The 25990-nt window shown below is 43.0% G+C and carries 22 protein-coding genes; 19 read left to right on the forward strand and 3 right to left on the reverse strand.

The annotated features are described in order from the left end of the window. Positions 1 to 70 precede the first annotated feature (70 nt). The 3 genes from leuB to leuD are packed head-to-tail and all read left to right on the forward strand — an operon-like array spanning position 71 to position 3199. A complete protein-coding gene (gene leuB / locus NRI27_RS00360; protein WP_371389093.1) occupies positions 71 to 1171 on the forward strand; it encodes a 3-isopropylmalate dehydrogenase in 1101 nt (366 codons plus the stop codon). A gap of 18 nt (positions 1172 to 1189) precedes the next feature. After that, a complete protein-coding gene (leuC, locus tag NRI27_RS00365; protein ID WP_371389094.1) occupies positions 1190 to 2599 on the forward strand; it encodes a 3-isopropylmalate dehydratase large subunit in 1410 nt (469 codons plus the stop codon). Between the two features lie 15 nt (positions 2600 to 2614). Continuing rightward, a complete protein-coding gene (leuD, locus tag NRI27_RS00370) occupies positions 2615 to 3199 on the forward strand; it encodes a 3-isopropylmalate dehydratase small subunit (protein WP_371389095.1) in 585 nt (194 codons plus the stop codon). Between the two features lie 556 nt (positions 3200 to 3755). Here the strand turns inward: leuD and NRI27_RS00375 are convergent. Further along, positions 3756 to 4418 carry a LytR/AlgR family response regulator transcription factor gene (locus NRI27_RS00375; RefSeq protein ID WP_371389096.1) on the reverse strand — a complete coding sequence of 221 codons (663 nt, stop codon included), beginning with the start codon at positions 4416 to 4418 and terminating at the stop codon, positions 3756 to 3758. A 192-nt stretch (positions 4419 to 4610) separates the two neighbouring features. On the opposite strand from NRI27_RS00375, the gene aceA reads away from it, so the two are divergent. The 5 genes from aceA to NRI27_RS00400 all read left to right on the forward strand — a co-directional run bounded on the left by aceA (position 4611) and on the right by NRI27_RS00400 (position 9855). Beyond that, entirely contained in the window at positions 4611 to 5894 is a 1284-nt protein-coding gene (aceA, locus tag NRI27_RS00380; RefSeq protein ID WP_371389097.1) for an isocitrate lyase, read from the forward strand. Positions 5895 to 5936: 42 nt separating this feature from the next. Continuing rightward, complete coding sequence (gene aceB, locus NRI27_RS00385; protein ID WP_371389098.1) at positions 5937 to 7529, forward strand: malate synthase A; 1593 nt, start codon at positions 5937 to 5939, stop codon at positions 7527 to 7529. A gap of 21 nt (positions 7530 to 7550) precedes the next feature. Then, positions 7551 to 7673, forward strand: a complete 123-nt coding sequence (locus tag NRI27_RS00390; protein ID WP_317942417.1) for a YhfH family protein — start codon at positions 7551 to 7553, stop codon at positions 7671 to 7673. A 319-nt stretch (positions 7674 to 7992) separates the two neighbouring features. Further along, a complete protein-coding gene (locus NRI27_RS00395; protein ID WP_371389099.1) occupies positions 7993 to 9159 on the forward strand; it encodes a pyridoxal-phosphate-dependent aminotransferase family protein in 1167 nt (388 codons plus the stop codon). A 111-nt stretch (positions 9160 to 9270) separates the two neighbouring features. Further along, the gene (locus NRI27_RS00400; RefSeq protein WP_371389100.1) at positions 9271 to 9855 is read left to right on the forward strand and encodes a hypothetical protein; all 585 of its coding nucleotides are present in this window, start codon (positions 9271 to 9273) and stop codon (positions 9853 to 9855) included. Here the strand turns inward: NRI27_RS00400 and NRI27_RS00405 are convergent. Beyond that, entirely contained in the window at positions 9832 to 10695 is an 864-nt protein-coding gene (locus tag NRI27_RS00405; RefSeq protein ID WP_317942420.1) for a glycerophosphodiester phosphodiesterase, read from the reverse strand. The genes NRI27_RS00400 and NRI27_RS00405 overlap by 24 nt on opposite strands. 126 nt (positions 10696 to 10821) lie before the next feature. Between NRI27_RS00405 and NRI27_RS00410 the strand changes: the two genes are divergently transcribed. The 7 genes from NRI27_RS00410 (at position 10822) to NRI27_RS00440 (ending at position 18827) form a co-directional block, all read left to right on the forward strand. Next, positions 10822 to 11952, forward strand: a complete 1131-nt coding sequence (locus tag NRI27_RS00410; protein WP_371389101.1) for an ABC transporter ATP-binding protein — start codon at positions 10822 to 10824, stop codon at positions 11950 to 11952. Next, positions 11949 to 12842, forward strand: a complete 894-nt coding sequence (locus NRI27_RS00415) for a carbohydrate ABC transporter permease (RefSeq protein WP_371389102.1) — start codon at positions 11949 to 11951, stop codon at positions 12840 to 12842. Before NRI27_RS00410 ends, NRI27_RS00415 begins: the two co-directional genes overlap by 4 nt. 2 nt (positions 12843 to 12844) lie before the next feature. Continuing rightward, on the forward strand, positions 12845 to 13657 hold the full coding sequence (locus NRI27_RS00420; RefSeq protein ID WP_371389648.1) for a carbohydrate ABC transporter permease: 813 nt from the start codon (positions 12845 to 12847) through the stop codon (positions 13655 to 13657). A 38-nt stretch (positions 13658 to 13695) separates the two neighbouring features. Then, positions 13696 to 15030: an ABC transporter substrate-binding protein gene (locus tag NRI27_RS00425; RefSeq protein ID WP_371389649.1), complete on the forward strand. Its 1335-nt coding sequence runs from the start codon at positions 13696 to 13698 to the stop codon at positions 15028 to 15030. Positions 15031 to 15267: 237 nt separating this feature from the next. Further along, the gene (locus NRI27_RS00430) at positions 15268 to 16956 is read left to right on the forward strand and encodes a methyl-accepting chemotaxis protein (protein ID WP_371389103.1); all 1689 of its coding nucleotides are present in this window, start codon (positions 15268 to 15270) and stop codon (positions 16954 to 16956) included. 395 nt (positions 16957 to 17351) lie between these two features. Beyond that, positions 17352 to 17528: a hypothetical protein gene (locus tag NRI27_RS00435; RefSeq protein ID WP_371389104.1), complete on the forward strand. Its 177-nt coding sequence runs from the start codon at positions 17352 to 17354 to the stop codon at positions 17526 to 17528. 207 nt (positions 17529 to 17735) lie between these two features. After that, positions 17736 to 18827, forward strand: a complete 1092-nt coding sequence (locus NRI27_RS00440; protein WP_371389105.1) for a CapA family protein — start codon at positions 17736 to 17738, stop codon at positions 18825 to 18827. 41 nt (positions 18828 to 18868) lie between these two features. Here NRI27_RS00440 and NRI27_RS00445 read toward each other — a convergent pair whose 3' ends face one another. Further along, the gene (locus NRI27_RS00445) at positions 18869 to 19762 is read right to left on the reverse strand and encodes a C40 family peptidase (protein ID WP_371389106.1); all 894 of its coding nucleotides are present in this window, start codon (positions 19760 to 19762) and stop codon (positions 18869 to 18871) included. 367 nt (positions 19763 to 20129) lie between these two features. Here NRI27_RS00445 and NRI27_RS00450 point away from each other — a divergent pair, with 367 nt between their 5' ends. The 4 genes from NRI27_RS00450 to NRI27_RS00465 all read left to right on the forward strand — a co-directional run bounded on the left by NRI27_RS00450 (position 20130) and on the right by NRI27_RS00465 (position 25871). Continuing rightward, entirely contained in the window at positions 20130 to 21218 is a 1089-nt protein-coding gene (locus NRI27_RS00450; RefSeq protein ID WP_371389107.1) for a glycosyltransferase, read from the forward strand. A gap of 248 nt (positions 21219 to 21466) precedes the next feature. Then, the gene (locus tag NRI27_RS00455; protein ID WP_371389108.1) at positions 21467 to 22570 is read left to right on the forward strand and encodes an amidohydrolase; all 1104 of its coding nucleotides are present in this window, start codon (positions 21467 to 21469) and stop codon (positions 22568 to 22570) included. Between the two features lie 300 nt (positions 22571 to 22870). Continuing rightward, complete coding sequence (locus NRI27_RS00460) at positions 22871 to 23872, forward strand: TAXI family TRAP transporter solute-binding subunit (protein WP_371389109.1); 1002 nt, start codon at positions 22871 to 22873, stop codon at positions 23870 to 23872. Positions 23873 to 23900: 28 nt separating this feature from the next. Beyond that, a complete protein-coding gene (locus NRI27_RS00465; RefSeq protein WP_371389110.1) occupies positions 23901 to 25871 on the forward strand; it encodes a TRAP transporter permease in 1971 nt (656 codons plus the stop codon). The last annotated feature ends 119 nt before the right edge of the window (positions 25872 to 25990 follow it).

Consider the following 25990-nt stretch of genomic DNA (forward strand, 5'->3'; position numbering starts at 1 on the left):
TAGTTAAGACTGAAAATTATGTTTTTTTGTAATGGAAAGGCTGTACACATTTAAAAGGAGGAGAAGAACAATGGAAAAAAGAGTAGCTGTATTACAAGGCGATGGTATCGGACCGGAAGTGACTGAGGCGGCTGTCAGAGTTCTCGAAGTTGTGGCAAGACGATTTAATCATAATTTCCATTTCAATTACGGTTCAATTGGCGGAGCAGCGATTGATGAATTCAATCATCCGCTTCCTGAGGAAACAATCGCTCTCTGTGAATCGAGTGATGCAATACTCTTAGGGGCAGTCGGTGGACCTAAGTGGGATCAAAACCCTTCTGAGCTGAGACCAGAAAAAGGACTTTTAGCCATCAGAAAGCATTTTGACCTATTTGCCAACTTGCGTCCTGTGAAAGCTGTCCCCTCCTTGCTTCATGCTTCTCCTTTAAAGGAAGAAGTCGTTCAAGCAGTCGATATGATGATTGTGCGAGAACTAACAGGCGGCCTTTATTTCGGTGAACCGAGTCGCAAAACGGATAAGGCAGCAGTGGACACACTTGTTTATACACGCGAGGAAATTGAACGTATTGTAGAAAAAGCTTTTGAACTTGCTCGTTTACGCAGAGGGAAAGTGACTTCAGTTGATAAAGCAAACGTACTTGAATCGAGCAAGCTTTGGCGAGAGATTGTCGATGAAAAGCGGAAGAGCTATCCAGATATTGAATTGGAACATCAACTTGTCGATTCAGCTGCCATGAAGCTTATTACAAATCCTGGAGCGTTCGATGTCATCGTGACGGAAAATATGTTCGGCGACATTTTAAGTGATGAAGCGTCTGTTATTACGGGTTCGCTCGGTTTATTGCCATCAGCGAGTGTGCGATCAGATGGGTTCGGGTTATATGAACCGGTACACGGCTCAGCACCTGATGTTGCAGGTAAAGGCATTGCCAATCCAGCAGCGACCATCTTATCTGCAGCGATGATGTTACGTTATTCGTTCGGGCTAGAAACAGAAGCCGCAACAATCGAAAAAGCGATTGATACCGTTTTTGAGGACGGACATTACACAGCAGATTTGTCCGGTGGCAGCGATCGGGTTCTATCTACAAAAGAGTGGACGGATAAAGTAATTGAAGAATTGGATCTACAATCTGTTTCAAATAGCATTATGTTTTCTTACGTGTAAATGGAAGGGGAAGCGCAAATGGCAAAGACGATTATTGAGAAGGTTTGGGACCGACATATTGTATATGAAGAACAGGGGAAACCGGATCTGTTATATATCGACCTTCATTTATTGCATGAAGTAACCTCTCCACAGGCATTCGAAGGATTACGACTGGCAGGTCGGAAAGTGAGGCGGCCGGATCTTAGTTTCGCGACGATGGATCATAACGTGCCGACAAAGAACTTACCGATCATCCAAGATCCGATTGCTAAAAAGCAAATCACGACGTTGGAGCGGAACTGTCAGGAGTTCGGTATTGAGCTGGCGCATATGGAGCATCCGGACCAAGGAATTGTACACATTATCGGTCCTGAGCTTGGCTTGACACAACCCGGCAAAACGATTGTTTGCGGTGATAGCCACACATCTACACACGGTGCTTTTGGTGCAATCGCATTCGGTATTGGTACGAGTGAAGTTGAGCATGTCTTGTCGACGCAAACGTTATGGCAATCAAAACCGAAGACGATGGAAATCCGCATCAACGGTAAACTTGGATTTGGAGTAACTGCGAAAGATGTCATCTTAGCAATCATTGCGAAATTCGGTATCGATGTTGGAACAGGCCATATCGTGGAATTTACAGGGGAAGCAATTCGTTCGATGACGATGGAAGAGCGGATGACGATTTGCAACATGTCCATTGAAGCGGGAGCGAAAGCGGGGTTGATTAGCCCGGACCAAACGACAGTGGACTACTTGAGAGATCGACGGTACGTTCCTAAAGGAGCTGCTTTTGAGGAAGCGGCTGCGGAATGGCTTGCTTTGGCGACAGATGAAGGGGCGGTTTACGACACGACGCTGGAAATAGATGCAGCGGCTATCGAACCGTTCGTCACATGGGGAACGAATCCGTCAATGGGATCAGGCATTAGCGCAAATGTACCTTCAGCAGATGATTTTGCGAATGAATCTGACAAAGAAGCGCTAAAGAAAGCACTTGCCTACATGGGCCTTTCTGAAGGGACACCACTTACGCAAATTGACATTCAACATGTATTCATCGGTTCTTGTACAAATGCCCGACTAAGCGATTTACGGAATGCAGCGGAAGTAATTGCCGGACAAAAAGTGCATCCTTCCGTGACAGCAATTGTCGTACCTGGCTCCCGCACCGTCAAAAAGCAAGCGGAAGAAGAAGGATTGGATAAAATCTTTACGGAAGCTGGTTTTGAATGGCGGGAATCAGGCTGTAGCATGTGCTTAGCGATGAATGATGATGTCGTACCGGCAGGAGAAAGATGTGCATCGACATCCAACCGGAACTTTGAAGGACGCCAAGGCGCAGGATCTCGCACGCACTTAATGAGTCCAGCAATGGCTGCAGCTGCAGCCATCAAAGGACGATTCGTAGATGTCCGTGAAATGAAACTTGCCCATGCATGATGAAAGGATGATTGTATGAAACCGATTAATGAAGTACGCAGTGTACTCACTCCGTTAGATCATAAAAATGTCGACACGGACCAAATCATTTCAAAAGAGTTTCTAAAAAGGATTGAGCGTACCGGCTTCGGAAAATACCTTTTCCATCATTGGCGATACAATGCAGACGGTTCGGTGAATGAAAAGTTCGTATTGAACGATGAACGCTTTAAAGAATCGACAATTCTCGTTGCCCACGATAACTTCGGTTGTGGATCTTCAAGAGAACACGCTCCATGGGCCATCTTGGACTATGGTTTCCAAGTCGTCATCGCACCATCTTTTGCAGACATCTTCCACAACAACTGCTTTAAAAACGGCATCTTACCTATCCGCCTTTCGGTAGGAGAAGTTGAAGAACTGCTTGCAAAAGGGAAAGCTGCCCCTTACGCTCTAGAAGTAAACTTGGAACAACAAACCGTACGCGGTGAAGATGGCAAGACGTATAGTTTTACAATTGACCCGTATTACAAGCAAATGCTCTTAAACGGCTGGGACGAAATATCCTTAACATTTCAGTACGAAGAGCACATTGCTGCGTATGAGCAGCAGCATGCGTAATCGATTAAATGGAATGAAAACTGCCCGGAAAGTGAGTGAGAACTTACTTTCCGGGTAGTTTTTTTTATTTGGGAACTGGATGAGAGGGATTTTTGTTGTAATGCGTGACGGTTATGCGCCGATAGTATTGCGATGCGAGGGTTGAGTGTTGTAATACGAGCAGTTTACGTTGCGATGCGAGACGTTTATGTTGTGATACGGCGCGAGTATTGCGATGCGAGGGTTGAGTGTTGTGATACGAGCCGTTTACGTTGTGATGCGAGACGTTTATGTTGTGATACGGCGCGAGTATTGTGATGTGAGGGTTGAGTGTTGTGATACGAGCAGTTTACGTTGCGATGCGGGGCGTTTATGTTGTGATACGCCAAGATAAACAAGCCCCTGTACAATCTGTATTGCTTCGGAGCAATGCAGATTGTACAGAGACTATTTCTTGAGGACTTTAGCCGATATGGAACGAAAACGGTGTAACGATCGCTCATCTTTTCATGCCCATTTGTAGGGACTTTATTACACTCCAACTGTTCATACATACAATAGGTTCCTATTACTATCGTTAAAACCCCAACACACACCGCACTTCATTTACGTATTTTTGACTGATTGGTAGCTCTGTACCATCGGTGATGATTACTTGCAAGTTCGAAGAAAAGTCTCTTGAAATACGTTCGATGCATGCGGTATTTACGATATAGGATCGGTGTATTCTCAAAAATGAAGGCGGTAGTTTCTTTTCTAATTCTTTTAATGTGTTTGCAATGCTGTATTGTCCGTCTTCGGTGTAGAAGAAGGTTTTCTTTTGGAAGCTTTCGAGATGGGTGATTCGATCAGTTTGAATGGGAAACCACTCATTATCTGCTTTGCCCGTTAAGAGACGGACAGGTTGTGGATTCGATAGTTCGCTGGTTTGCGTACGGTAGACGACAAGAGCGCCTTGCATGCCATCCAGTTCAATTGGATAGCCATTGCCATACTTTGGTTCGTTATAGGATGAATGATCTAAGAAGTTTTCCACTTTCCGTCGTTCTTGCAGGACGAGTTGGGCGATGCTGCCTGTTGCAACCTGTTTTCCTTTTAAATTCTCCTCTTTTCCATTGTGATACAAGTAGTGACCCTCACAAGCAATCGCAAACGTTGCGTCTCTCGGAATCCAATCTTCTAGTAAACTTCTATACTGTTGCACAAACTCCCATGTTCGCTCTGTGTTTCCTAACGTCATTCATCGTTCCCCCCAGCTAAGTTATCGAGCTTATTCTTCATTCATCCGTAAAAAAGCACCTTTTGTCGGAAAGCACTGACAGTTTAGAATTTCTGTTATATATTAATGTATAACAAGTTTAGCTGTTATGGAACAGTAAGAAAGTCATTTACTGGAGAGCTAAACAAAATTTATTGGAAGGTGTGGATTGTATTGAAGAATCGTCAAGAACAAGTGGAGCAATTGGAGCGCGCGTGGGGGACTGCGGAACGTTGGAAGGGAATTGAGCGGACGTATTCGGCAGAGGAAGTTGTTAAGCTTCGAGGATCTGTGCAAATTCAACATACATTAGCGCAAAGAGGTGCCGAACGTCTTTGGCGATCGCTCCATGAAATGGACTTTGTCAATGCACTAGGGGCACTCACTGGTAATCAAGCCGTACAACAAGTGAAAGCTGGACTGCAAGCAATTTACCTAAGTGGTTGGCAAGTGGCGGCAGATGCCAATATGGCAGGGCACATGTATCCTGACCAAAGCCTTTACCCGGTAAACAGTGTACCGAATGTCGTCAAACGGATTAACCAAGCACTACAGCGGGCGGACCAAATCGATCACGCCGAAGGAAGAACTGATGGTTTTGATTGGTTCGCACCGATTGTGGCGGATGCTGAAGCAGGTTTTGGCGGACCGCTGAATGTTTTCGAATTAATGAAAGCGATGATTGAAGCAGGGGCGGCAGGTGTTCATTTTGAAGATCAATTAGCTTCTGAGAAAAAATGCGGTCACCTTGGCGGGAAGGTTTTATTGCCAACACAAAATGCTGTCAGGAATTTAATCTCTGCTCGGTTGGCAGCTGATGTGCTAGGTGTGGACACGATTATCATTGCGAGAACAGATGCAGATGCAGCGGATTTAATAACGAGTGATATCGATGAGCGGGATCATGCGTTCATTACAGGAGAGCGGACGCCTGAAGGGTTTTATCGTTCGCGGGCCGGTATCGATCAAGCGATTGCTAGGGGGCTTGCTTATGCACCTTATGCAGATCTTGTTTGGTGTGAAACGTCAACGCCGAACTTGGATGAAGCAAAACGATTTGCTGACGCGATTCATGAAAAATTCCCTGGAAAGATGCTGGCGTATAATTGTTCGCCTTCCTTCAACTGGAAAGCAAATTTGGATGATGAGACGATTGCGAAATACCAACGAGAACTCGGGAAGATGGGGTACAAATTCCAGTTCGTCACGTTAGCGGGCTTCCATTCGTTGAACCATAGCATGTTTGAGTTGGCACACGGTTACAAAGACCACGGAATGGCAGCGTATTCGAAGTTGCAGCAAGCGGAATTTGCGAATGAATCCAAGGGGTATACGGCGACACGCCACCAGCGGGAAGTAGGTACAGGGTATTTTGACGAAGTGGCACAAGTCATTTCTGGCGGAACGTCCTCCACTACAGCGATGAAAGGATCAACGGAAGAAGCACAATTCGTTTGAGGCATACAGTTTTAAAATAAAGAGAGGGTGGTTTTTCTGACCATGCAACAAGCACGTTTCAATATGGATATTGTCGGTGAAATGACGGCTGGAACGGAAGAGTTGTTAACACCAGAAGCATTGGAATTCCTCTATAGTTTGCATGAGAATTTTAATGAACAGCGAAAGAAATTGCTGGAAATTCGGAAACAACGGCAAGTGCAATTCAATGCAGGAGAAACACCTCGGTTTTTGGAAGAGACCCGATCCATTCGGGAGGGGGATTGGACAGTGGCGCCAATTCCTCCTGATTTACAGGACCGTCGAGTTGAAATTACAGGCCCGGTAGACCGGAAAATGATCATCAATGCGCTAAACTGTGGTGCAAAAGCATTTATGGCGGATTTTGAAGATGCGACTTCTCCGACATGGTCGAATCTAATTGAAGGGCAAATCAATTTGAAAGATGCAGTGCGCAAAACCATTGAATACGAGCATCCTGTAACGGGAAAGAAGTATCGCTTGAATGAAGAGACGGCTGTTTTAATTGTCCGCACACGGGGGTTGCATTTGGATGAAAAGCACATTGTCATAAATGGCGAACCGATGGCAGGAGCATTTTTCGATTTCGGATTGTATTTTTTCCATAATGCGCAAGCGTTGATTGCACGCGATACAGGACCGTATTTTTACTTGCCAAAGCTGGAAAGTCATTTGGAAGCAAGACTGTGGAATGATGTTTTCAAGTTTTCACAAGAACGACTCGGGATTCCATATGGAACGATTCGTGCAACGATGCTTATTGAAACAATTACGGCTGCGTTTGAGATGGATGAAATTTTATACGAATTGCGTGATCATGCAGCAGGTTTGAACTGTGGTCGCTGGGATTACATTTTTAGTTTCATTAAACGGCTACGCGAACACCCGGAAGTCATTTTACCGGATCGAGCACAAGTGACGATGGCATCCCCTTTCATGCGCGCATATACGCAACTTTGCATTCAAACGTGTCATAGACGAAATGCATTTGCAATGGGAGGAATGGCTGCACAAATTCCAATCCGTGATGATCAGGCTGCAAATGAACGGGCATTTCAGAAAGTGGCCGAAGATAAACGGAGAGAAGTGACCGATGGACATGATGGCACGTGGGTAGCACATCCTGGCCTTGTAGCGGTCGCCATGGATGCGTTTACTAACGAGATGAAAACATCGAATCAGCTCCATCGAAAACGGGAAGACGTCCAAGTAACTGCGGCAGACTTGCTGGAAGTTCCAACAGGGACGATTACAGAAGAAGGTTTGCGAATGAATTGCAGTGTCGGTGTTCAATATATCGCATCTTGGCTAAGTGGAAATGGTGCCGCACCGATTAATCATTTAATGGAAGATGCTGCGACAGCAGAAATTTCAAGGTCACAAGTGTGGCAATGGATCCGCCATCCGAAAGGACAATTAGAAGACGGACGTGACATTACGACCGAGCTGTTTAAGGAAGTTTTTCAAGAAGAGATGGAGCAATTGAAAGCGCGTGTTGGCGAAAGTACGTATCGAATCGGTCGTTTTCAAGAAGCGGCAGAGCTATTTGTTCAATTAACAGTACAAGAGGAATTTGAAGAATTTTTAACAATCCCTGGTTACTTAAAAATCTAAATAAGAGTGGAGGAGATTCGAATGAGGAAAGTCGAAGAGCCAAAGACGATGAAAATTTGCCGGGAATGTGGATGTGAAATCGTGGAGCAGGTTGAGTCACTCCTATATGAATGTGAACGTTGCATTGGCAAACATAAAGAGTAGATGAGCCTTTCTAGCAAGTACGAAATTGGACAGCGTGTGATAGACAGTTTGGCTGTCTGTTGCACGCTGATTCACTTATGGAGTAGGTTTGAAAATGACGTGTGGAAGAAAAGTCAGTTGCACAGGTTGTTAACCGTGGAGCAATTAAGGTTTTTGCTTGTAAGGATTTTACTGAGTGAATGCTTTTATTACAAAGAACCGCTATTTTGTAAGTGACGAATGATAGGCTCGACATTCATTGGACAAAAAGAGGGCTTTCAAGACGTCAAGTCGAATCCTATAAGGTGACTAACAATTATGAAACATAGGGGGATGTCAGATGAGGAATGAAGAAATGTTGCTAATACCAGGACCGACACCGGTTGTCGATTCAATTTACGATGCGATGGCTAGTGAAACGAGGGGGCATACAGACCCGCGTTTTGTAGCGCAATACAAAGCGTCGATCGAGAAGACACGAGAGTTGTTCAATACGGATGGAGAAGTGTTTGTCGTTGCGGGTTCAGGAACAATTGCAATGGAAATGGCCCTTGTTAACACAGTGGCTGCAGGTGAACGTTTGCTCATTATTAGTCAAGGCTATTTTGGTGACCGTTTCATTCAACTGGGGAAAGCGTTTGGCATTGAAATGGATGTATTACAAGCGGAATGGGGGAAACAAGTAGCAGCTGAAGAGGTCGAGCGTATGATGAAAGAGCATACATACAAAGCGGTGACGATTACGCATGCTGATACATCAACCGGTGTCGCGGCAGACTTGGAGACGCTTGTCCCAATCGTTAAACAACATGGCGCGCTCGTTATTGTGGACGGCGTTTGTGCAACGGCGGCGATGGAAGAGGATATGCAGAAGGAATATGGGGGTGCAGGACATACAATCGATGTCGTACTGACCGGTTCCCAAAAAGCAATCGGGGTCCCACCAGGTTTGGCGATTGTAGCGTTCAATCAAACTGCATTAGCGGCAAGGGAGAAAATCGAAAGAGTCCCTGCATATTATTGCGACATTGCAAATTGGATACCAATTATGCAAGATCCGTCTAAGTATTTTGCAACGCCGCCAGTCAACTTGATTTATGCGTATGATGAAGGCATGAAACTCGTATTGGATGAAGGTTTGACGAAACGGTATGCAAGACATACATCATTCGGTCGCGCAGTACGTGCTGCATTGAAAGTTTACGGCATGCAACCATTAGCGGATGAAACAGTTGCAGCATCCACACTCAGTTGTATCCTCTATCCTGAAGGGGTCGATGATGCAGCATTCCGAAGTGCATTAGCGAAGAAAGGCATCATTGTCGCGGGAGCGTTAGCACATTTAGCGGGCAAAGCGTTCCGCATCGGCCATATGGGCAACACGACAGAAGACATGTTAGCAACCGCAGTAGAACAAATTGGAAACACATTAGTCGAGTTAGGTCATGAAGTATCCGTCGATGAGGCAGTCCGTCGTTTTAAAGAAGAAGTTTCAGCAGTTGTCTAAATAGAAGTAGAAGTTCATCGTTATTTGAGAGTACGTCTAGTTTGCGAATTAACGATCATCCTTTGCAGCGAATCAACCTATCATAAATGTCGATAGGTTGATTCTTTTTTCATGGGAGAGGAGTTTACCACCGATACGTGCGAGTTTACCACCGATTCGCCAGTTATCACCGATTCTCAAGGGTTTATCACCGAATCTCTGGTAGTTATCACCGATACTCGGAGGTTTATCACCGAATCTCGGAAGTTTATCACCGAATCTCGGAAGTTTATCACCGATTCGCCAGTTACCACCGATACTCAGGGTGTTACCACCGTTTCGTGCGAGTTTACCACCGATTCAGGTCGCTTTACCACCGATACTAGCGAGTTTACCACCGATTCAGGTCGCTTTACCACCGTTACTAGCGAGTTTACCACCGATTCGCCAGTTATCACCGATACTCGGGTAGTTATCACCGATTCTCAGAGGTTTATCACCGATACTCGGGTAGTTATCACCGATACTGGGGTGTTTATCACCGATACTCAGGGTGTTATCACCGATTCAGGTTGCTTTACTACCGATTCACAAGACTTCACCACCAATTCACCAGTTCCCACCATTTCTCAAAAGATTACCACCATAACGCTAGCTATCCTCCAATGCTTTCTCGCTACGTCTTCCAACAGTTCACTCCACATTCATCTCTTTTAATACCTCAACTGCCACATCAGGGACATCGGTAAAAATGCCGTTCACTTGCAGCTCAATCATTCGGCGGATGGCATCTTTATCGTTTACCGTGAAAGGGTGAACGTGCAACCCCGCTGCGTGCGCTCGATCGACCAATTCTTTTGTGACGATTTTTTCGTCAACGCCGATGCCTGATGCGTACTTTGCAACTTTGCGTAAATGCGATTTTGTTAGCATCGATTCGTTTTTTTCGGAATACAGTTGAATAAGTGGGATGGAAGGCTCTTCCTTATGAATTTCCTTAAGAGCATCACCATCGAATGATTGCAAAATGACGGTTGGAAACCCGTTGCCTTGTTGTAGCAAGTTATTGTCTCGTAATTGCTGTAACAAAGTCTTCTCGATACCGGGATAGGTGGAAGGTGTTTTTAATTCAATATAGTAATTCACGTCATCTTTAAAATGGGAAAAAACTTCTTCTGTACTTACGATTCGCAGTGGGTCAATGTCTGTTTGCATCGTCACAGGTATTTTCTTTCGTTGACTCGCTTTGCGTTGGATTGCCTTTAATTGCTTGAACGTCGTATCAGCGATTGCTTGTTTGTCATTGCCTAGTTCGATGAAACGGTCGTGCAGTGCTACGAGCTCTTTGTCTTGTGTTCGATGCACATCCAATTCAATATAGTCCGCTTGCATTTGGACAGCAAGTTCATAGGAAAGTAATGAATGCTCCGGTGCATAAGCGGATGCGCCGCGATGGGCAATGATGAGAAATTCATTGTCTGGCAAGGACGCAACCTTGTCCTGTTGTGCACATGAAACTAGCAGGATGAGAAGGAACAACAAAACGAGTTTTTTCATTCGCGAGTACCTCCTATGTAAAGTAATTGTAAAATAGCGAAAAATAGAAGGATTCATTCGCCCAAATGTCGAAGTGTGTCAGTAGGAAAATTTAGTCATAGATAAAAAAGGAAGGAATTTGATTGAATGAAAAAAGTGGAACTGATCGACGTATCAAAATCGTATGATAAGCAAGTTGATGTTATATCCAATATAAACGTAACAATCGAGCCAGGCGAGTTTTTTGTTCTCGTCGGTCCTTCAGGTTGTGGGAAGAGTACGATGTTACGAATGATTGCAGGGCTCGAGGAAATTACCGGAGGAACGTTAAAAATTGGCGATCAAGTGGCCAATCATTTGACGCCGAACAAACGTGATTTGTCGATGGTGTTTCAAAATTATGCACTCTACCCGCATTTGACTGTCCAGCAAAACATTACGTTTGGGCTCGATGTGAAGCGGATGAAGAAGGACGAGCAACGGCAAAAAGCACAAGAAGTTGCAGAAATGCTTGGTTTGCAAGCGTACTTAGATCGCAAACCACGAGAATTATCAGGAGGGCAACGGCAACGTGTCGCACTGGCAAGATCCATCGTTAGTGAAACACCGATCTGTTTGATGGATGAACCGCTATCAAACTTGGACGCTAAGCTTCGTGCGCATATGCGCTCGGAAATTCGACGAATTCAACGCAAACTTGGCATTACGATGATTTATGTCACCCACGACCAAGTCGAAGCAATGACGATGGGGGATCGAATCATGATTCTGCATGAAGGCAAAATTCAGCAAATCGGTAAACCGATTGATATTTACAATTACCCTGCCAATCCGTTTGTCGCAACGTTCATCGGTGCACCGCCTATGAATTTAGCAAAAGCCGAACTTGACAAGCAGACGTCACACCTTGTTATTGGACAAACGATTCGCCTACCGATTCCAGCTGATCAGCTTGATATGCTGCCACAGAAGATGACAATTGGTGTACGGCCGGAAAATCTTCATTCAGAAGCACAAGCGGAAGACCATACGATAGCTTTTCAAGTAGAGGTAACAAATGTTGAGATTTTAGGGAATGAAACCGTCTTTTCTTTCAATATTGGGGAGGAGGAATGGATGGCGAAATGGACTGGGCAATGGCATATTGGCATTGGCGACCGTCTTTCAATCTACTTGAATTTTGATACACTCTCAATCTTTGATGAGCATAGTGGCGAGTTGATCAAAAAAACAATCGATAACGGAAATTATGTTGCTGATAAAGAGGTGTCTCCATGAACCGATCCTTGAAGTGGCGGAAAACACTAGATGTCAGCACAGCGCTGCTCTACTTATTACCGTCAATCATTCTATTTGCGGTGTTCATCTTTTATCCAATGTTTCGCACGATCTATTTAAGTTTTTTTCTAACGGATCAAGCAGGTAATGCGGCGCTTAACGTCGGATTTGAGAACTATCAATACTTGTTAAGTTCGTCTGAATTTCAAAATAGCATGAAAGCGACAGCTTTATTTGTCCTCTATACGGTTCCGATCGGTATCATTTTAGCATTGTTTTTTGCTTTATTGGCGAATGAGAAGTTAAAAGGGATTGGTTTTTTCAGAACGATGTATTCTTCAACGATGGGCATATCGGTTGCTGCATCTTCTGTCATTTGGCTTTTCATGTTCAACCCGAGTATTGGGATGTTTAACCGGTTGTTAAGTGTGTTCAATCTTCCACAAATTCAATGGTTATTGGATCCTGAGTGGGCTTTGATTTCCGTAGCGGTTTCAACGATCTGGATGAATACAGGATTTTCCTTCTTAATTCTTTTAGGTGGTTTGCAAAATATTGATGAACATCTGTATGAAAGTTCAAGAATTGATGGTGCGTGGTATTTTTATCGCCTCAGAAGAATTACGATTCCAATGTTATCACCAACGCTGTTTTTCATTATTACGATATCTCTTATCAACGCATTCCAGACATTCGGACAAATTGATATTTTAACAAAAGGCGGGCCTTCTCAATCTACGAATCTCATCGTCTATTCGATTTACCGGGAAGCGTTCATTAATTATCAATTTGGAACTGCCAGTGCACAAGCGGTCATATTATTTGTCATCATATTAATTGTGACCATTCTCCAATTTAAGCTAGTGGAGAGGAAGGTGCACTATCAATGAAAATGGGATTGCCGCAAAAAATATGGATCTATTTCTTACTCATCGTCACATCGGCATTCGTCTTTTTCCCTGTCGCTTATGCATTTATGATTTCATTTATGACAGGTCCTGAAATTATCCAAGGGAAATTCATCCCACAATCGATCACGTTCGAAAACTACTTGAAAGTATTCGAGCGACTGCCGTTACTAAACTATTTACTCAATAGTTTTGTCGTATCAGTTAGTGTGATGCTCGGACAGCTTATCGTTTGTAGTTTGGCAGCATATGCATTCGTATTCTTTACATTTAAAGGGCGCGATTTTATCTTCTTCCTGTTCATATCAACGATGATGATTCCATGGGAAGCGACGATGATTCCAAACGTATTTACGATTCGATCACTCGATTGGCTCAATACATACCAAGGTTTGACAGTTCCTTTTTTCGCCTTGGCCTTTGGGACATTTTTGCTTCGACAACATTTCCTTACCATCCCGAAAGAGTTGCATGAAGCATCGCAAATTGCGGGAGTTGGCCGGTTTAAGTTTTTCTGGAAAGTCGTGTTACCCATCTCCAAAACTAGCCTTGTCACACTAGGTGCATACGGATTTTTGACAACGTGGAATATGTATTTGTGGCCGTTATTAATTACAACAGATAAATCCGTCAGAACGGTCCAAATTGGTTTGAAACAATTGCAATCTCAAGAAATTGCAACCGAATGGGGGGTGGTCATGGCAGGGGTTATCGTCGTAATTATACCGACATTGCTATTGCTATTTATCGGTCAGAAACAATTGCAAAAAGGTCTTTCCAAAGGTGCGTTGAAGTAAACCAATTTTAGAGGGGTGCATGAGAGATGAAGAAAATGATGAAGTCGTCGTTGTTTTGGCTGTTGCTCGTAACGATTGGACTGCTAGCTGCATGTACAAACAGTGACAAAGAAGATGCGACTGAACGAGAAGTAACGAAGACAGAAGACGGCAAAGTTTCGATTGAATTTTGGCATGCGATGTCAGGCACAGGACAGGAATCGATTGATGCAATCGTAAAAGGCTTTAATGAGTCGCAGGATAAATATGAAGTAAAAGCGGAATTCCAAGGTTCTTATGAAGAATCTCTGACGAAGTTGCGCGGCGTAGGCGGGACGAAAGATGCGCCTGCAATTACACAAGTGTTTGAAGTTGGAACAAAATATATGATTGAGAGTGGCTATATCGAGCCGATGCAGTCTTTCATTGACAAAGATAATTATGATCTTTCGCAGCTCGAAGAAAACATTTTAAACTATTACAAAGTGGATGGTAAATTGTACTCGATGCCATTTAACTCATCAACACCAGTCATGATGTACAACAAAGATGCATTTAAAGCAGCAGGGCTAGATCCTGAAAAAGCACCTGCTACTTTTTCAGAAGTCATTGAGGCAGCAGAGAAATTGACGAAAGATGATATGAAAGGTTTCTCCATGTTAACGTACGGCTGGTTCTTCGAGCAACTCGTCGCCACACAAGGCGGCTTATATGTGAATGAAGACAATGGCCGCTCGGGTGATGCAACAGAAGTATTATTTAACGGGCCGGAAGGGTTAAACGTATTTAACTTCCTTGACGCGATGAACAAAGCAGGCACGTTCGGTAACTTTGGTACGAATTGGGATGACATCCGTGCAGCATTTGCTACGGAAAAAGTCGCGATGTACATGGACTCCTCAGCAGGTGTTGCGGGTGCCATTGCAAATGCACCGTTTGAAGTAGGAGTAGCGTATATTCCACATGCTGACGAAGTGAAACGAAACGGAGTTGTCATCGGCGGCGCTTCATTATGGATGTCTAAAGGCATTGCGGAAGAAGAGCAAGAAGCGGCTTGGGAATTCATGAAGTATATGACGACACCAGAAGTACAGGCAAAATGGCACCTTGATACAGGTTATTTTGCCATCAACCCAGCAGCTTACGAGGAAGAAAGCGTGAAAGCAAAGTGGGCGGAATATCCACAATTCAAAGTGACAGTCGATCAGTTGCAAGATACAGTACCGGGCCTTGCGACACAAGGAGCGCTCATCTCCGTTTTCCCGGAATCCAGACAGCAAATTGTTACTGCATTGGAAGAACTGTACCAAGGAAAAGACCCGCAAGAAGTGCTAGACAAAGCGGCTGAAGGTACAAACCGTGCAATAGAAATTGCTAACAAAACGAAAAAATGATAAGAAAACTGCCGAATGGTCAATCGACCGCGGCAGTTTTTTCTTGCAAGCGAGTACTTATAACAATTCCTCTATTTTGCTTATTTTATGAAATCTGAATAGTAACCTCTTCCCTCTATTGTATAGTTAAGAAGTAGTGGTATACTAAAGTATAGTTTGACAATTTTATGAGTCTATCGACTTGTGAACGCGTGCAATTATACATATTCAGTCACGGGTAAAATGGGGGGATGTACAATGAGAAAGTCTGTTTCTAAAAAAATGTGGGGTGGGTTTGGAGCAATTTTGTTATTGCTAATCATTGTGGGGGCTTTAAGTTTATGGATTACAATTGATGTCAATCAAAAATACGAAATGTTGCTTCAAGATGAAGTGAAAAAAGTGGATTTGGTCAATGAATTCATTCTGAAACAAAAAGAGATCCAAAGTGAAGTAAGAGGGTATATGTTGTATAAAGATGAGCAGTTTTTGACGAATCGCGAAGCCTACTTGGAGCGGTCGGATGCCCTTATACAAGAACTAGGTTCCATTATTTCAGGCGACCAAATGCAAACGCACTTTGAGGCGTTACAAGAATCCAATAAAGCATTTGTTGAGTTACAAGATGTAATCGTGTCCAACACGAAAGCTGGGAAAGACGGGCTTGCGATTACAATTGGAAAATCCTCATCGAATGTTGGCAATATCGTGTTGGATCGTGCAGAGATGATCAAGCAAGTTCAATACGATTCAATGGATAAAAAACTTGTTGAGATTGAGGAGAGAATGTTTGGCGCTATCATTTTCAGTGTATCTCTCATCGGGCTTTCCGTTATTATCGGGTTAACGATTTCGACGTTCATCAGTAGAAGTATTTCGAGACCAGTGCAAGTTGTAACGGACGGCCTGGATGCCATAGCAAAAGGAGATTTCTCCATTGATCCTCTTGTCGTCAAAAATAAAGATGAAATTGGTCTAATGGCGTCAGCCTTTAACAAAATGGGGGCAGATGTCGCCAACATGATCAGAAGAATTAATGATTCTTCCATGCAACTCGCAGCTCAATCTGAACAACTTTCGGCAAGTTCAGAAGAGAGCTTAGCATCATCTGAAATCGTTTCCCAGACAGCAGAGCGCCAATTTGCAAGTAGTGAGCAACAGAAACAGATTACTGAACAAACTGCTTCATCAATGAATGAATTGACGATAGGTGTTTCTGAAATTGCAGCGAATAATGAACAGATGCTCCAGTCCGCTGAACAAGCTTCACAACTTGTCGTGAGAGGTTCGCAAAGAATTATGGGTGTGTCGGATCAAATGAACACAATTCATGCAACGATTCGTGAATCTTCAGCTATTATGGAAGAGATGGCAATACACTCAAATGAAATCCAAAAAATTACGACGTTAATTACTTCCATAGCGGATCAAACAAACTTATTAGCTTTAAATGCAGCAATTGAAGCTGCGCGGGCAGGCGAGCACGGCAAAGGGTTTGCGGTAGTAGCAGAAGAGGTAAGGCACCTAGCAGAACAGTCAAAGTCCTCAGCTGCTGAAATTGGAAAGATGGTTGAAAGAATTCAACATGCATCTACTCGTGCAGTTCAATCGATCAGCTCTGGAAGTGAACGAGTCGACGCAGGCATTGAAGCGTCCAAGCAATCCAATACAGTATTCAACGAAATTCAAAGCTCGGTCGGAGACGTCGTGGCAAAAATTGAAACAGTTTCTGCAGCGATCGAACAAATCCAGGCGATGGCAGAAGAAGTGATGAACGGTTCTTCGGAAATTCGTACGTTAAGTTTACAGACGACAAGTACAGCGAGTGAAACAAGTGCGGCAACGATTGAACAATTAGCCGTCAGCCACGAAATCTCCGAAAGTGCTCAAAGTCTTGCAAAGCTTGCAGAAGACCTCCAGCACGAACTTCAGCATTTTAAAGTCTAATAGGAAACTCTAGAGCAGGGAAAGAATACACCATTCTTTCCCTGTTTTTTGCCTTATGATTGGGAGTCTCTGGACGATTTACAGTTGTCTAGTGGAGTGTGAAATGGAGAGATTCGCGATTTGGCAGAATGAAGCGCGTTGTTAACGTGAGTCGAAGGTCACGAAATGGCGATAACTTTGTGAATTCGATTGATAACTTCCTTTATGTAATCGAATAGATTGTGAACTCGATCGATAACGCTACTTATACAATCGAATACATTGTGAACGCAATGAATAACTCGAATCCCTCTTCGAATGTCGGTAGGTAAGACGTCAAAAATGCAATTCCTACATACATCTGGTCAATCAGGGTATCTTGAAAGAGAGGGCAAAATTGAAAGGAGTTGAGAACCTTGAAGAAAAACGAGGAAAATGGCTCATCCAATCAACAAGTAACGAACGAATTTACGGGAATGCCACAAGCAAAACCTTTTCCAGATTTCGAACCAAAGCAAAGTGCGGAGAAGCAAATAGCTCAATTTCAACAAACAGTAAAGAGTAAGAATGAACGAAATAAATCGGATAAATAAAGGGGGAGTGTCCGGACGACCCATAACTGTGCCTCTCTTCTTGCCGAACATGCAGAAACTTGAAAAACTGCGTACAGTAAATAAAAAACTTGACTGTACGCAGTTTCTTAACCTGTTCAACTTCATTTAACTTAAATTCGTGTGTTTAAAAAGAATTTCCTGAAGTATACTGAGACATATAGAGTCTAGTAGACAGGGGATAGTTGATTGAAGCAATTGGTACTACTATTTAGTATAGCTGTTACGAGCTGTTTGGTAGCTGGAGCGGGATATAAAAATGTTACTCAGTATTCTCACCGTGTAAGTGATTTTGCGTTTATACAATGTCATCCCTCTATGCTAACTATGGAAGTACAAACTTCGAGACTAACGATTGGAATGACGGGGGATATTCTGTTACATCATCCTTTATATACATACAGTTCGTATGAAGAATCGTTCCGGCTTGTTAGCGAAGAGATGAAAAATATCGATTTTTTACTAGCAAACCAGGAGTCGATGCCAGGAGGAACAGAACTCGGCTTATCGGGTTATCCATTATTTAATAGTCCGAAGCATATCATAAGAGACTTGCAATTAGCGGGTGTTGACATGTTGTCAATTGCAAACAACCATACGATGGATCGATCAGAAACAGGTCTGTTAAACACGATAAAGCATATGAAAGAATATGGGATGCCGTATGTAGGCGCGTATGAATCTCTAGAAGATCGAGAGATGAAAAGGATTGTGGAAATAGCAGGCGTGCGAATAGGAATCCTCGCTTACACGTATGGGTTAAATGGATTGCCGGTTCCTAAAGGAAAAGAATACATCGTTTCCTTATTGGATAAAGTGGGTATGGAAAAAGATATACAGGGAATTAAGGATGAAGTCGACGTAGTAATTGTTTCCGTGCACTGGGGTGAAGAATATTCATTACAACCTTCAGCAACACAAGAGGAGTTGGCACATTGGTTTGCTGAACAGGGTGTCGATATTGTATTTGGACACCATCCTCACGTATTGCAACCCTTTACCCAAATTGAAAACACGAAGATTTTCTATTCACTCGGAAACTTTTATTCTGCCCAGCAATTTGACTCCACGTTTGTTGGCGGTATTGGTAAGGTACAAGTTGCTCGTCATGAGATTGCGGGCAAAAGGTTCGTTGAAATAGGAGAAGCATCTTTTTACCCGACGGCTGTCCTAAAGCAAGAAGCGAAAGGTCCGTTTATTGTAGCACCTCTCCAACATGCTAGTTCTCAGTATGACGAACAGTGGGTGGAAAGAATTGTAGGGCTCACTTTGTATCAATAAAAAACAAGCACCCGTTGCAAGAGTGCTTGTTTAGCTATACATTATTTTGTTAAACGGCTCATGAAGATTTTAAATTCATTTGCTGTCACTTTTTTGTTAGTACCGAATGTTCCATCTGTGTAACCGGAAGTAATGCCGTTTTTGTAAAGTGTGTTAATGTAATTATTTGCCCAGTTGGAGTGTGCCACATCTTTAAATGGCGTTTGACCTGCAATAATCGGCATGTCGTATGCTTCAACTAATACTTTTGCCAATTGGCTACGTGTCAAATAATCGTCCGGCATGAATTCACCAGCTGAATTTCCGGAGAAAATGCCCGCTTCTGCCGCTGCAGCAATTACTTTGTATTGCGGGTGAGATGTTGTTACATCTTTGAATGCAGGACCATCAGTTGGTACTGACAAATTCAATTCTTCAACTAAAATTTGCGCGATTTCAGCACGTGTTGCATAGTCGACTTCAGGTGCAGAAGCGATTGTTGTTTCTGCTTGGAAGTTGTTTACACGACGAGCGCCAATGTAGCGGCTTCCCCAATATGCAGGATCGTTGATGGATGAAACCATAACGCCTCTGCTTGTTGAAGCGTGAATGAATTTACTGGAGCCAACATAAATACCGACGTGGGAAGCCCCTTTGCCAAATGTATTAAAAAATACGAGATCGCCTGTTTTTAAATTGCTTTTAGATATTACTTTTCCAGAAGCATATTGACTTTTCGTGTCTCTCGGAATGGAGACGCCTTCTTTTTTAAACACAAATTGCGTGTAACCTGAGCAGTCAAATCCTGCTGTAGTTGTTCCGCCGTATCGATAAGGTGTACCTTTATATGCACTTGCAGTCTGTATAAGTGAAGTTGCCGAACTCGCTGATGCCATGGCTGGAGTGGACGTTGAGAGTAAAAGACATGCAAAAACTAAAAACATCATTCTCTTCATAATCGCTTCTCAAATTCCCCTTTCGCACATTCTTTTGTCGTGTGCTTTATCTGTTGAGATAATCCTAACATAGCTAAACCTTCATTTCGGTTACAGAAACATTACAGAAACGTTACATTGTGCAAGATTGTGAGAAAACCTCTATTTTCGTAGCATGCAAGACTAGTTTTTATGTAATTCCCCATTCATTCGACAAGAAAAACTGGAATTCATGCTGGATTTTCGATAAATTGGTGGATGAATGTAACATAATCGTAATATTCGTTCCTATGCAACACACCCGAAGGACAAAAGCATCTATGATACAATTTAAAAGATACAATTTAAAAGAAGAACGAGCTAACAGTAGATAGGAATGAATACATACATGAAAAAAGTAACCGTATTGAGCAATATGTATCCGTCGAATGAACATCCGACATACGGAATTTTCGTCAAGAATCAAGTGGAACTTCTGAAGTCTAAAGGAATAGACGTAGACGTCGTTGCCATTCAGGACCCTGCAAAAGGGAAAGTAGCGAATGTGAAAAAATACGCGAAATGGTTTATGAAGTCCTTGTTTCATCTAATGAAAAACAAGCGGAATATTGCTTTGACGCACGCGCATTATGCGTTTCCGACAGGTTTTATTTCAATGATGGGCAAGAAGCTTTTCAACTTGCCGTATATCGTAACTGTACACGGTGGAGACATTGACAAAATGGCTTCCAAAAATGCGAGAATTGCAGCGATGACAAAGAAAATCTTACTGGCTGCAGATGCGGTTATCGTAGTAGGCGAACGTTTAAAAAAGGACGTCATCGAGCGTTTTAATGTGCCTGAAGAGAACGTTCAAGTCATGAGTATGGGCGTCGATACGTCTGTTTTTGTCCCACTGGAAAAATCGGAAGCGAGAAAAGAATTAGGCATTCCCTCTGAGCAAAAGATGGTGCTCTATGTCGGGAATATGATAGAGGCAAAAGGGATTTTAGAGTTGCTCGAAGCAAGTGCCATCTTGCAGAAGGAAGATCCCAACATTACGTTATACTTGATCGGTTCGGATAAAGACAAAGGATTTATGGAGAAGTTTCAGGAGAAAACAGCTTCCACAGCAGTTCCTGTCGTTCATCAGCTACCGATGCAACAACGAGAAGTTGCCAAATGGATTGCAGCAGCAGATTTGTTTGTCTTACCTTCACACCATGAAGGTTTTGGACTCGTTGCACTTGAAGCGATGGCAATTGGTACACCGGTCGTTGGAACTGATGTCGGAGGGTTGTCTTATTTGTTAGCGGATAATACAGGAATTCTTGTGGAACCGAGAAATGCGGTAGCGCTTGCGAAAGGGATGAGACAAGCCCTTACAGAGGTGGATGAAGATCGAAAACTCAAAATGGAAGCGGCCGTCAGCATGCATTCATATGATGTCATCGCAAAAAGATTACTAGCACTTTATGAAGGTATTGGGAAGAAATAATGAAACAAAGTGGCAACATTGAATACAACTTCGTCTAGTAAAAAAGCGTCCAAACCGTAGTACGTCTGCTTGTGAATGATCGTTTTATTCATATCTACTCACAAGTAAATCAATGAATAGCTTCAGTTACGTCAAATACGTATCAAGTCAATGTAGGAATCATTAAAAGCCGTCCAATAAACGGCTTTTTTTCTTTGTTCACATCAGTTATTCTAAAGGAAGAAGAGATTTGGATTGGAGTGAGTTCATTGAGTATTCATACACAAATTGGGGACTGGTTTGACCATTTCCACGCGTACCCTGAAGTGAGCTGGAAAGAAGTTGAAACAACGAAGAAAATTTCAGAGATATTAACAGCGATGAATGTGAAACACCATACGTTCGATGATGTAACGGGTGTAATAGCAGAAATTGGTGAAGGAGAACGGATCATTGCCGTTCGAGCTGATATTGATGCTTTATGGCAAGAAGTCGATGGGACTTACCAAGCGAATCACTCATGTGGGCATGACGCAAATATTTCAATGGTGTTAGGTGCTCTTGCTTACTTACAGGAACAAGAACTTGGGTGCCGAATCCGCTTCATTTTTCAGCCAGCAGAGGAAAAAGGGAATGGGGCTAATTCGATGATCGAACGCGGAGCGGTTGATGGTGTATCCCATTTGTTTGGTGTACATCTACGACCAAAAGAAGAAATTCCATTCGGTAAAATTTCACCTGCTATTCATCACGGAGCCGCAATCTTTTTAGAAGGAAAAGTGAACGGAATAGACGCACACGGTGCACGACCACATCAAGGGAAAAATGCACTCGATCCGATTTTTGCAATTGCAGATTACATAAAGACGATTCATTTCTCTCCTTATGAAGCGTATTCAGCCAAATTGACAAAGGTCCAAGCGGGTGGCGAAAGCTTGAATATCATTCCAGGAACAGCAACTTTCGGGATTGACGTTCGCGCACAATCTAATACAGTATTAAAAGAATTAAGAGACCGCATTGAGCAAGGCATCCATTCAATTGGACAGCTTCATTCGGTTGCTATTGAATTGGAGTGGTCGGACTATACCCCGGCAGCAGAAGTGGCCGACGAAGCGATGGAATTAGCAAAGGAAGGCATTTTGGAGACGTTTGGTGAAGAGGCGTTTGCACCAGCAATTGTTACTTCCGGAAGTGATGATTTTCATTTTTACACAATCCATCGTCCGGACTTGAAAGCGGCGATGATCGGCATTGGTGCAGATCTGGGTCCCGGGCTTCATCATCCAAAAATGACGTTCAACCATGACGCACTTGATATGGGTGCGAAAGTACTTGCTACTACTTTACGAAAAGCATCTTATCAATCTTAATCAGTAATCATCCATGCGGCATAAGGCTGTGTGGATGATTTTTATCGTTAAAGGAATGAAGAAGTAACAAATCAACAATCAGAATAAAGTGAAAATTGATTGATTTTTTAAGAGATTTTAGTATACTAGTAAGTAGATTCCATTTTTCATAGCGCAAGCACCTCTGAATAGGCTTGTATTGAACAAACGGTAGCTCGGTTTTTATCATACTTGTTTTCAATACGATGGATAGCTTCTTTTAACAACCACTTTTGTAAGCGCTTACGAAATGATGGGGAACAAACAGAAGGGGGAACTACTGTGAAGAAGACTCGACTACAAAGTTTCGTACTCGTATTACTTGGAGCGCTACTCGTATTATCTGCATGTGGCGGTGGTAAGAAAAATATTGCAATTGGCCCGCCTGCTAGTGAAACAAACAACGTATCGAAAATTATTTTAGGGGCATACGGCATTGAGGATGGGGATTACAAGGCATTCCAAGAAGGTTTTGGAGCAGCTGCAGATGGTGTACAAGACGGGAATATTGACATTTCAATCGGTATTTTAGGACTTCCTGCAGCGAGTATCGAGAGCCTCCAAGCTTCTGCGGGAGATGTCAAAATGCTAAGTCTATCGGATGACGCGATTAAAAAAATCGAAGAACAATCAGGTTACAAGCGTTTTACAATACCAAAAGAGTCATATGATTTCTTAACAGAAGATGTGGAGACGGTGACAGCCTACGCAATCTTAATGGGAAATACGGATACGATTGATGAAGAGCTCGGTTACGAATTGGCGAAAAGTATGATTGAGAATGCGAGTGAAAATACGCATGCACAAGCAAAACAGATGATTCTTGAAAATGCATTGAATGGAGCGGAAGGGTTACTAATTCATCCAGGTGCGAAAAAATATTATGAAGAGCAGGGGTTAACTGTGGAGAATGAAGTGGCGACTGTTTCTGCTGACAAAGGGGATCGAAAAGCAGAATTTACGCTTGGTACAGGCAGTCAAGGTGGGACATATTATCCGCTTGGTGGAGAAATGGCAAACTTATGGAACAAATACATTGAAGGTATCAATGTAACGAATATGGAAACAGGGGCTTCGGTTGAGAATCTTTCGTCCATCAGCAAAGGACAGATGGATTTAGGGATGACGGTTCACGTACCAGCTTTAAATGCATTGAATGGTAAAGCGGACTTTGAAGGCAATCCGGTCACCAATGCAGCTTTCATCGGTCATATTTATCCTGAAGTTGTTCAAATTGTCACGAGAGAAAAGACAGAGATCAGTAGTTTCGATGACCTGAAATAAATTCATCAGCGTAGAAAGGCGGCAATTTATGAAAGAACAAAAGGTGGTAGATGCACAAGATATTCTTGAAAAGTACGACAAGGAAAGTCAGTTTCGAACGGAAATTGGTAAGTGGAAGTGGGTCGTTTCATTTCTCGCGATTGCTTTAACCGTTTTTCATTTGTATACGGGTGCGACGAGTGTATTGCCTTCTCAACAGCAGGGGGCAATCCATTTGGGCACCGCATTAGGCATTGTCTTTCTATTGTATCCGGCAAAGAAGGCGTGGCGGTCAACCCAGAAACATGTTCCTTGGTATGATGTACTACTGGCTTTCACTGCTATGTATGTGTCTTATCATAAAATCATCTTTCTTGACGCCATTCAGCAAAGTATCGTATCAGGATACAGCTTGCTAGACATCATCATTTCAATAGTGGGTGTGCTTCTTGTTCTCGAAGCAGCAAGGCGGACGATCGGATTGCCGATTGTCATCGTGGCGTCAGTGGCAATTTTATATGCTGTATTGGGGAATTATGTTCCAACAAAAATCTTGTCCCATGCCGGATTTTCAGTAGACCGAACGATGGCGACACTTTGGTTCCGGGAAAGCGGTGTTTTCGGCACGCCACTACAGATTTCCGCGAAATTCATCTTTTTGTTCCTGTTTTTTGGTGTGTTGCTTGTCAATACACCTATTGGGAAATTCTTTAATAACTTAGCTTTTTCACTTACAGGTCGCTATACTGGCGGAACTGCCAAAGCAGCAGTGGTTGCGAGTGCATTACAAGGAACTGTTTCAGGAAGTTCTGTCGGGAATACAGTTGCTACGGGAAGTTTTACGATTCCGATGATGAAAAGAGCCGGTTTTAAACCAGAATTTTCTGCAGCGACAGAAGCTTCTGCGTCAACAGGCGGACAAATCATGCCGCCAATGATGGGTGCAGCAGCATTCATTATGATGGAATATCTCGGAGTCAGCTATGCCACAATAATGTTAGCCGCGCTTATTCCAGCGATTTTGTACTTCACAGGCATTTTCATCGGCACGCATTTTGAGGCGAAAAGATTGAAAATACTTGGATTACCAAAGTCGGAGTTGCCTGTCTTTAAGAAAATTTTTGTGCGGGATGGCTATATGATTGTGCCATTGCTCGTTATTATTGTGACGATTATGTCTGGTTTCACTCCGCAGCGAGCAGCTTTATTCGGGATCCTTTCAGCGTTCATCATCTGGCTATTCAATGCATTGATCCGGAAAGAATCGGAATTCAATTTTAAGCGGATCTTGTACGTGTTGGAGCAAGGTGGTAGAGTGGCGCTTCCTGTTATTGCCGCGGTTGCTACGGCAGGAATCATTGCAGGTGTGGTCAGTATGACAGGACTAGGGGCTAAATTTGCTGCAGGCATTATTGCATTATCAAATGGGTATCTCATTTTAGCATTATTTTTTACGATGATTGCTTGTATCATTTTAGGAATGGGCTTGCCGACTACTGCAAATTATGTTGTGACAGCAACGATTGCCGCGCCTGCTCTTATTAATGAATTCGGCATTGCCCCGATTGCTGCGCATATGTTTGTATTCTACTTTGGTATCGTAGCAGATATTACGCCGCCTGTTTGTTTAGCTGCGTATGCAGGAGCAGGAATTGCGAAGGCCAATCCATTTAAAACAGGTACAACCGCCGTAAAATTAGCCATCGCAGCTTTCATTATTCCCTATATCTTCATCTACAACCCGATTCTTGTCTTTGTAGATGTCACGCCGGTAAAACTTATTTTAGGTTTGTTAACGGCACTCATCGGCATGATGGGGGTGAGTAGCGCTGTTATCGGTTATTTCATACGGAATTGTCGAATGATTGAAAGGTTATTCCTTTTTACAGGCGGTTTACTGTTAATCATCCCTGAACTGACGACAAGTACAATAGGGCTCTTGCTCATTACAATCGTCTGGTTCATTCAACGCAGAAGACCAAAAGAACAAGGAGCTGTCCAGCAAGAAATAACGGTTTAATCGTATACTACATCATTAAATAGTTAATAAAGGTAGTCGGAAGATGAATTCCTGCTGCCTTTTTATTTTTGCTAGTAACAAACTTGCATCAGAATGGTCTTAATGGCATTGGACTGATT

The organism is Sporosarcina sp. OR05 (assembly GCF_041414805.1).
Classification (GTDB): domain Bacteria; phylum Bacillota; class Bacilli; order Bacillales_A; family Planococcaceae; genus Sporosarcina; species Sporosarcina saromensis.

Excerpts from the sequence above, each read along its gene's own strand:
- leuB (WP_371389093.1), top strand. The coding sequence starts at position 71 with ATGGAAAAAAGAGTAGCTGTATTACAAGGCGATGGTATCGGACCGGAA.
- leuC (WP_371389094.1), top strand. The coding sequence starts at position 1,190 with ATGGCAAAGACGATTATTGAGAAGGTTTGGGACCGACATATTGTATAT.
- leuD (WP_371389095.1), top strand. The coding sequence starts at position 2,615 with ATGAAACCGATTAATGAAGTACGCAGTGTACTCACTCCGTTAGATCAT.
- NRI27_RS00375 (WP_371389096.1), bottom strand. The coding sequence starts at position 4,418 with ATGACGTTAGGAAACACAGAGCGAACATGGGAGTTTGTGCAACAGTAT.
- aceB (WP_371389098.1), top strand. The coding sequence starts at position 5,937 with ATGCAACAAGCACGTTTCAATATGGATATTGTCGGTGAAATGACGGCT.
- NRI27_RS00390 (WP_317942417.1), top strand. The coding sequence starts at position 7,551 with ATGAGGAAAGTCGAAGAGCCAAAGACGATGAAAATTTGCCGGGAATGT.
- NRI27_RS00395 (WP_371389099.1), top strand. The coding sequence starts at position 7,993 with ATGAGGAATGAAGAAATGTTGCTAATACCAGGACCGACACCGGTTGTC.
- NRI27_RS00400 (WP_371389100.1), top strand. The coding sequence starts at position 9,271 with ATGGGAGAGGAGTTTACCACCGATACGTGCGAGTTTACCACCGATTCG.
- NRI27_RS00405 (WP_317942420.1), bottom strand. The coding sequence starts at position 10,695 with ATGAAAAAACTCGTTTTGTTGTTCCTTCTCATCCTGCTAGTTTCATGT.
- NRI27_RS00410 (WP_371389101.1), top strand. The coding sequence starts at position 10,822 with ATGAAAAAAGTGGAACTGATCGACGTATCAAAATCGTATGATAAGCAA.
- NRI27_RS00415 (WP_371389102.1), top strand. The coding sequence starts at position 11,949 with ATGAACCGATCCTTGAAGTGGCGGAAAACACTAGATGTCAGCACAGCG.
- NRI27_RS00420 (WP_371389648.1), top strand. The coding sequence starts at position 12,845 with ATGGGATTGCCGCAAAAAATATGGATCTATTTCTTACTCATCGTCACA.
- NRI27_RS00425 (WP_371389649.1), top strand. The coding sequence starts at position 13,696 with ATGAAGTCGTCGTTGTTTTGGCTGTTGCTCGTAACGATTGGACTGCTA.
- NRI27_RS00430 (WP_371389103.1), top strand. The coding sequence starts at position 15,268 with ATGAGAAAGTCTGTTTCTAAAAAAATGTGGGGTGGGTTTGGAGCAATT.
- NRI27_RS00445 (WP_371389106.1), bottom strand. The coding sequence starts at position 19,762 with ATGAAGAGAATGATGTTTTTAGTTTTTGCATGTCTTTTACTCTCAACG.
- NRI27_RS00450 (WP_371389107.1), top strand. The coding sequence starts at position 20,130 with ATGAAAAAAGTAACCGTATTGAGCAATATGTATCCGTCGAATGAACAT.
- NRI27_RS00465 (WP_371389110.1), top strand. The coding sequence starts at position 23,901 with ATGAAAGAACAAAAGGTGGTAGATGCACAAGATATTCTTGAAAAGTAC.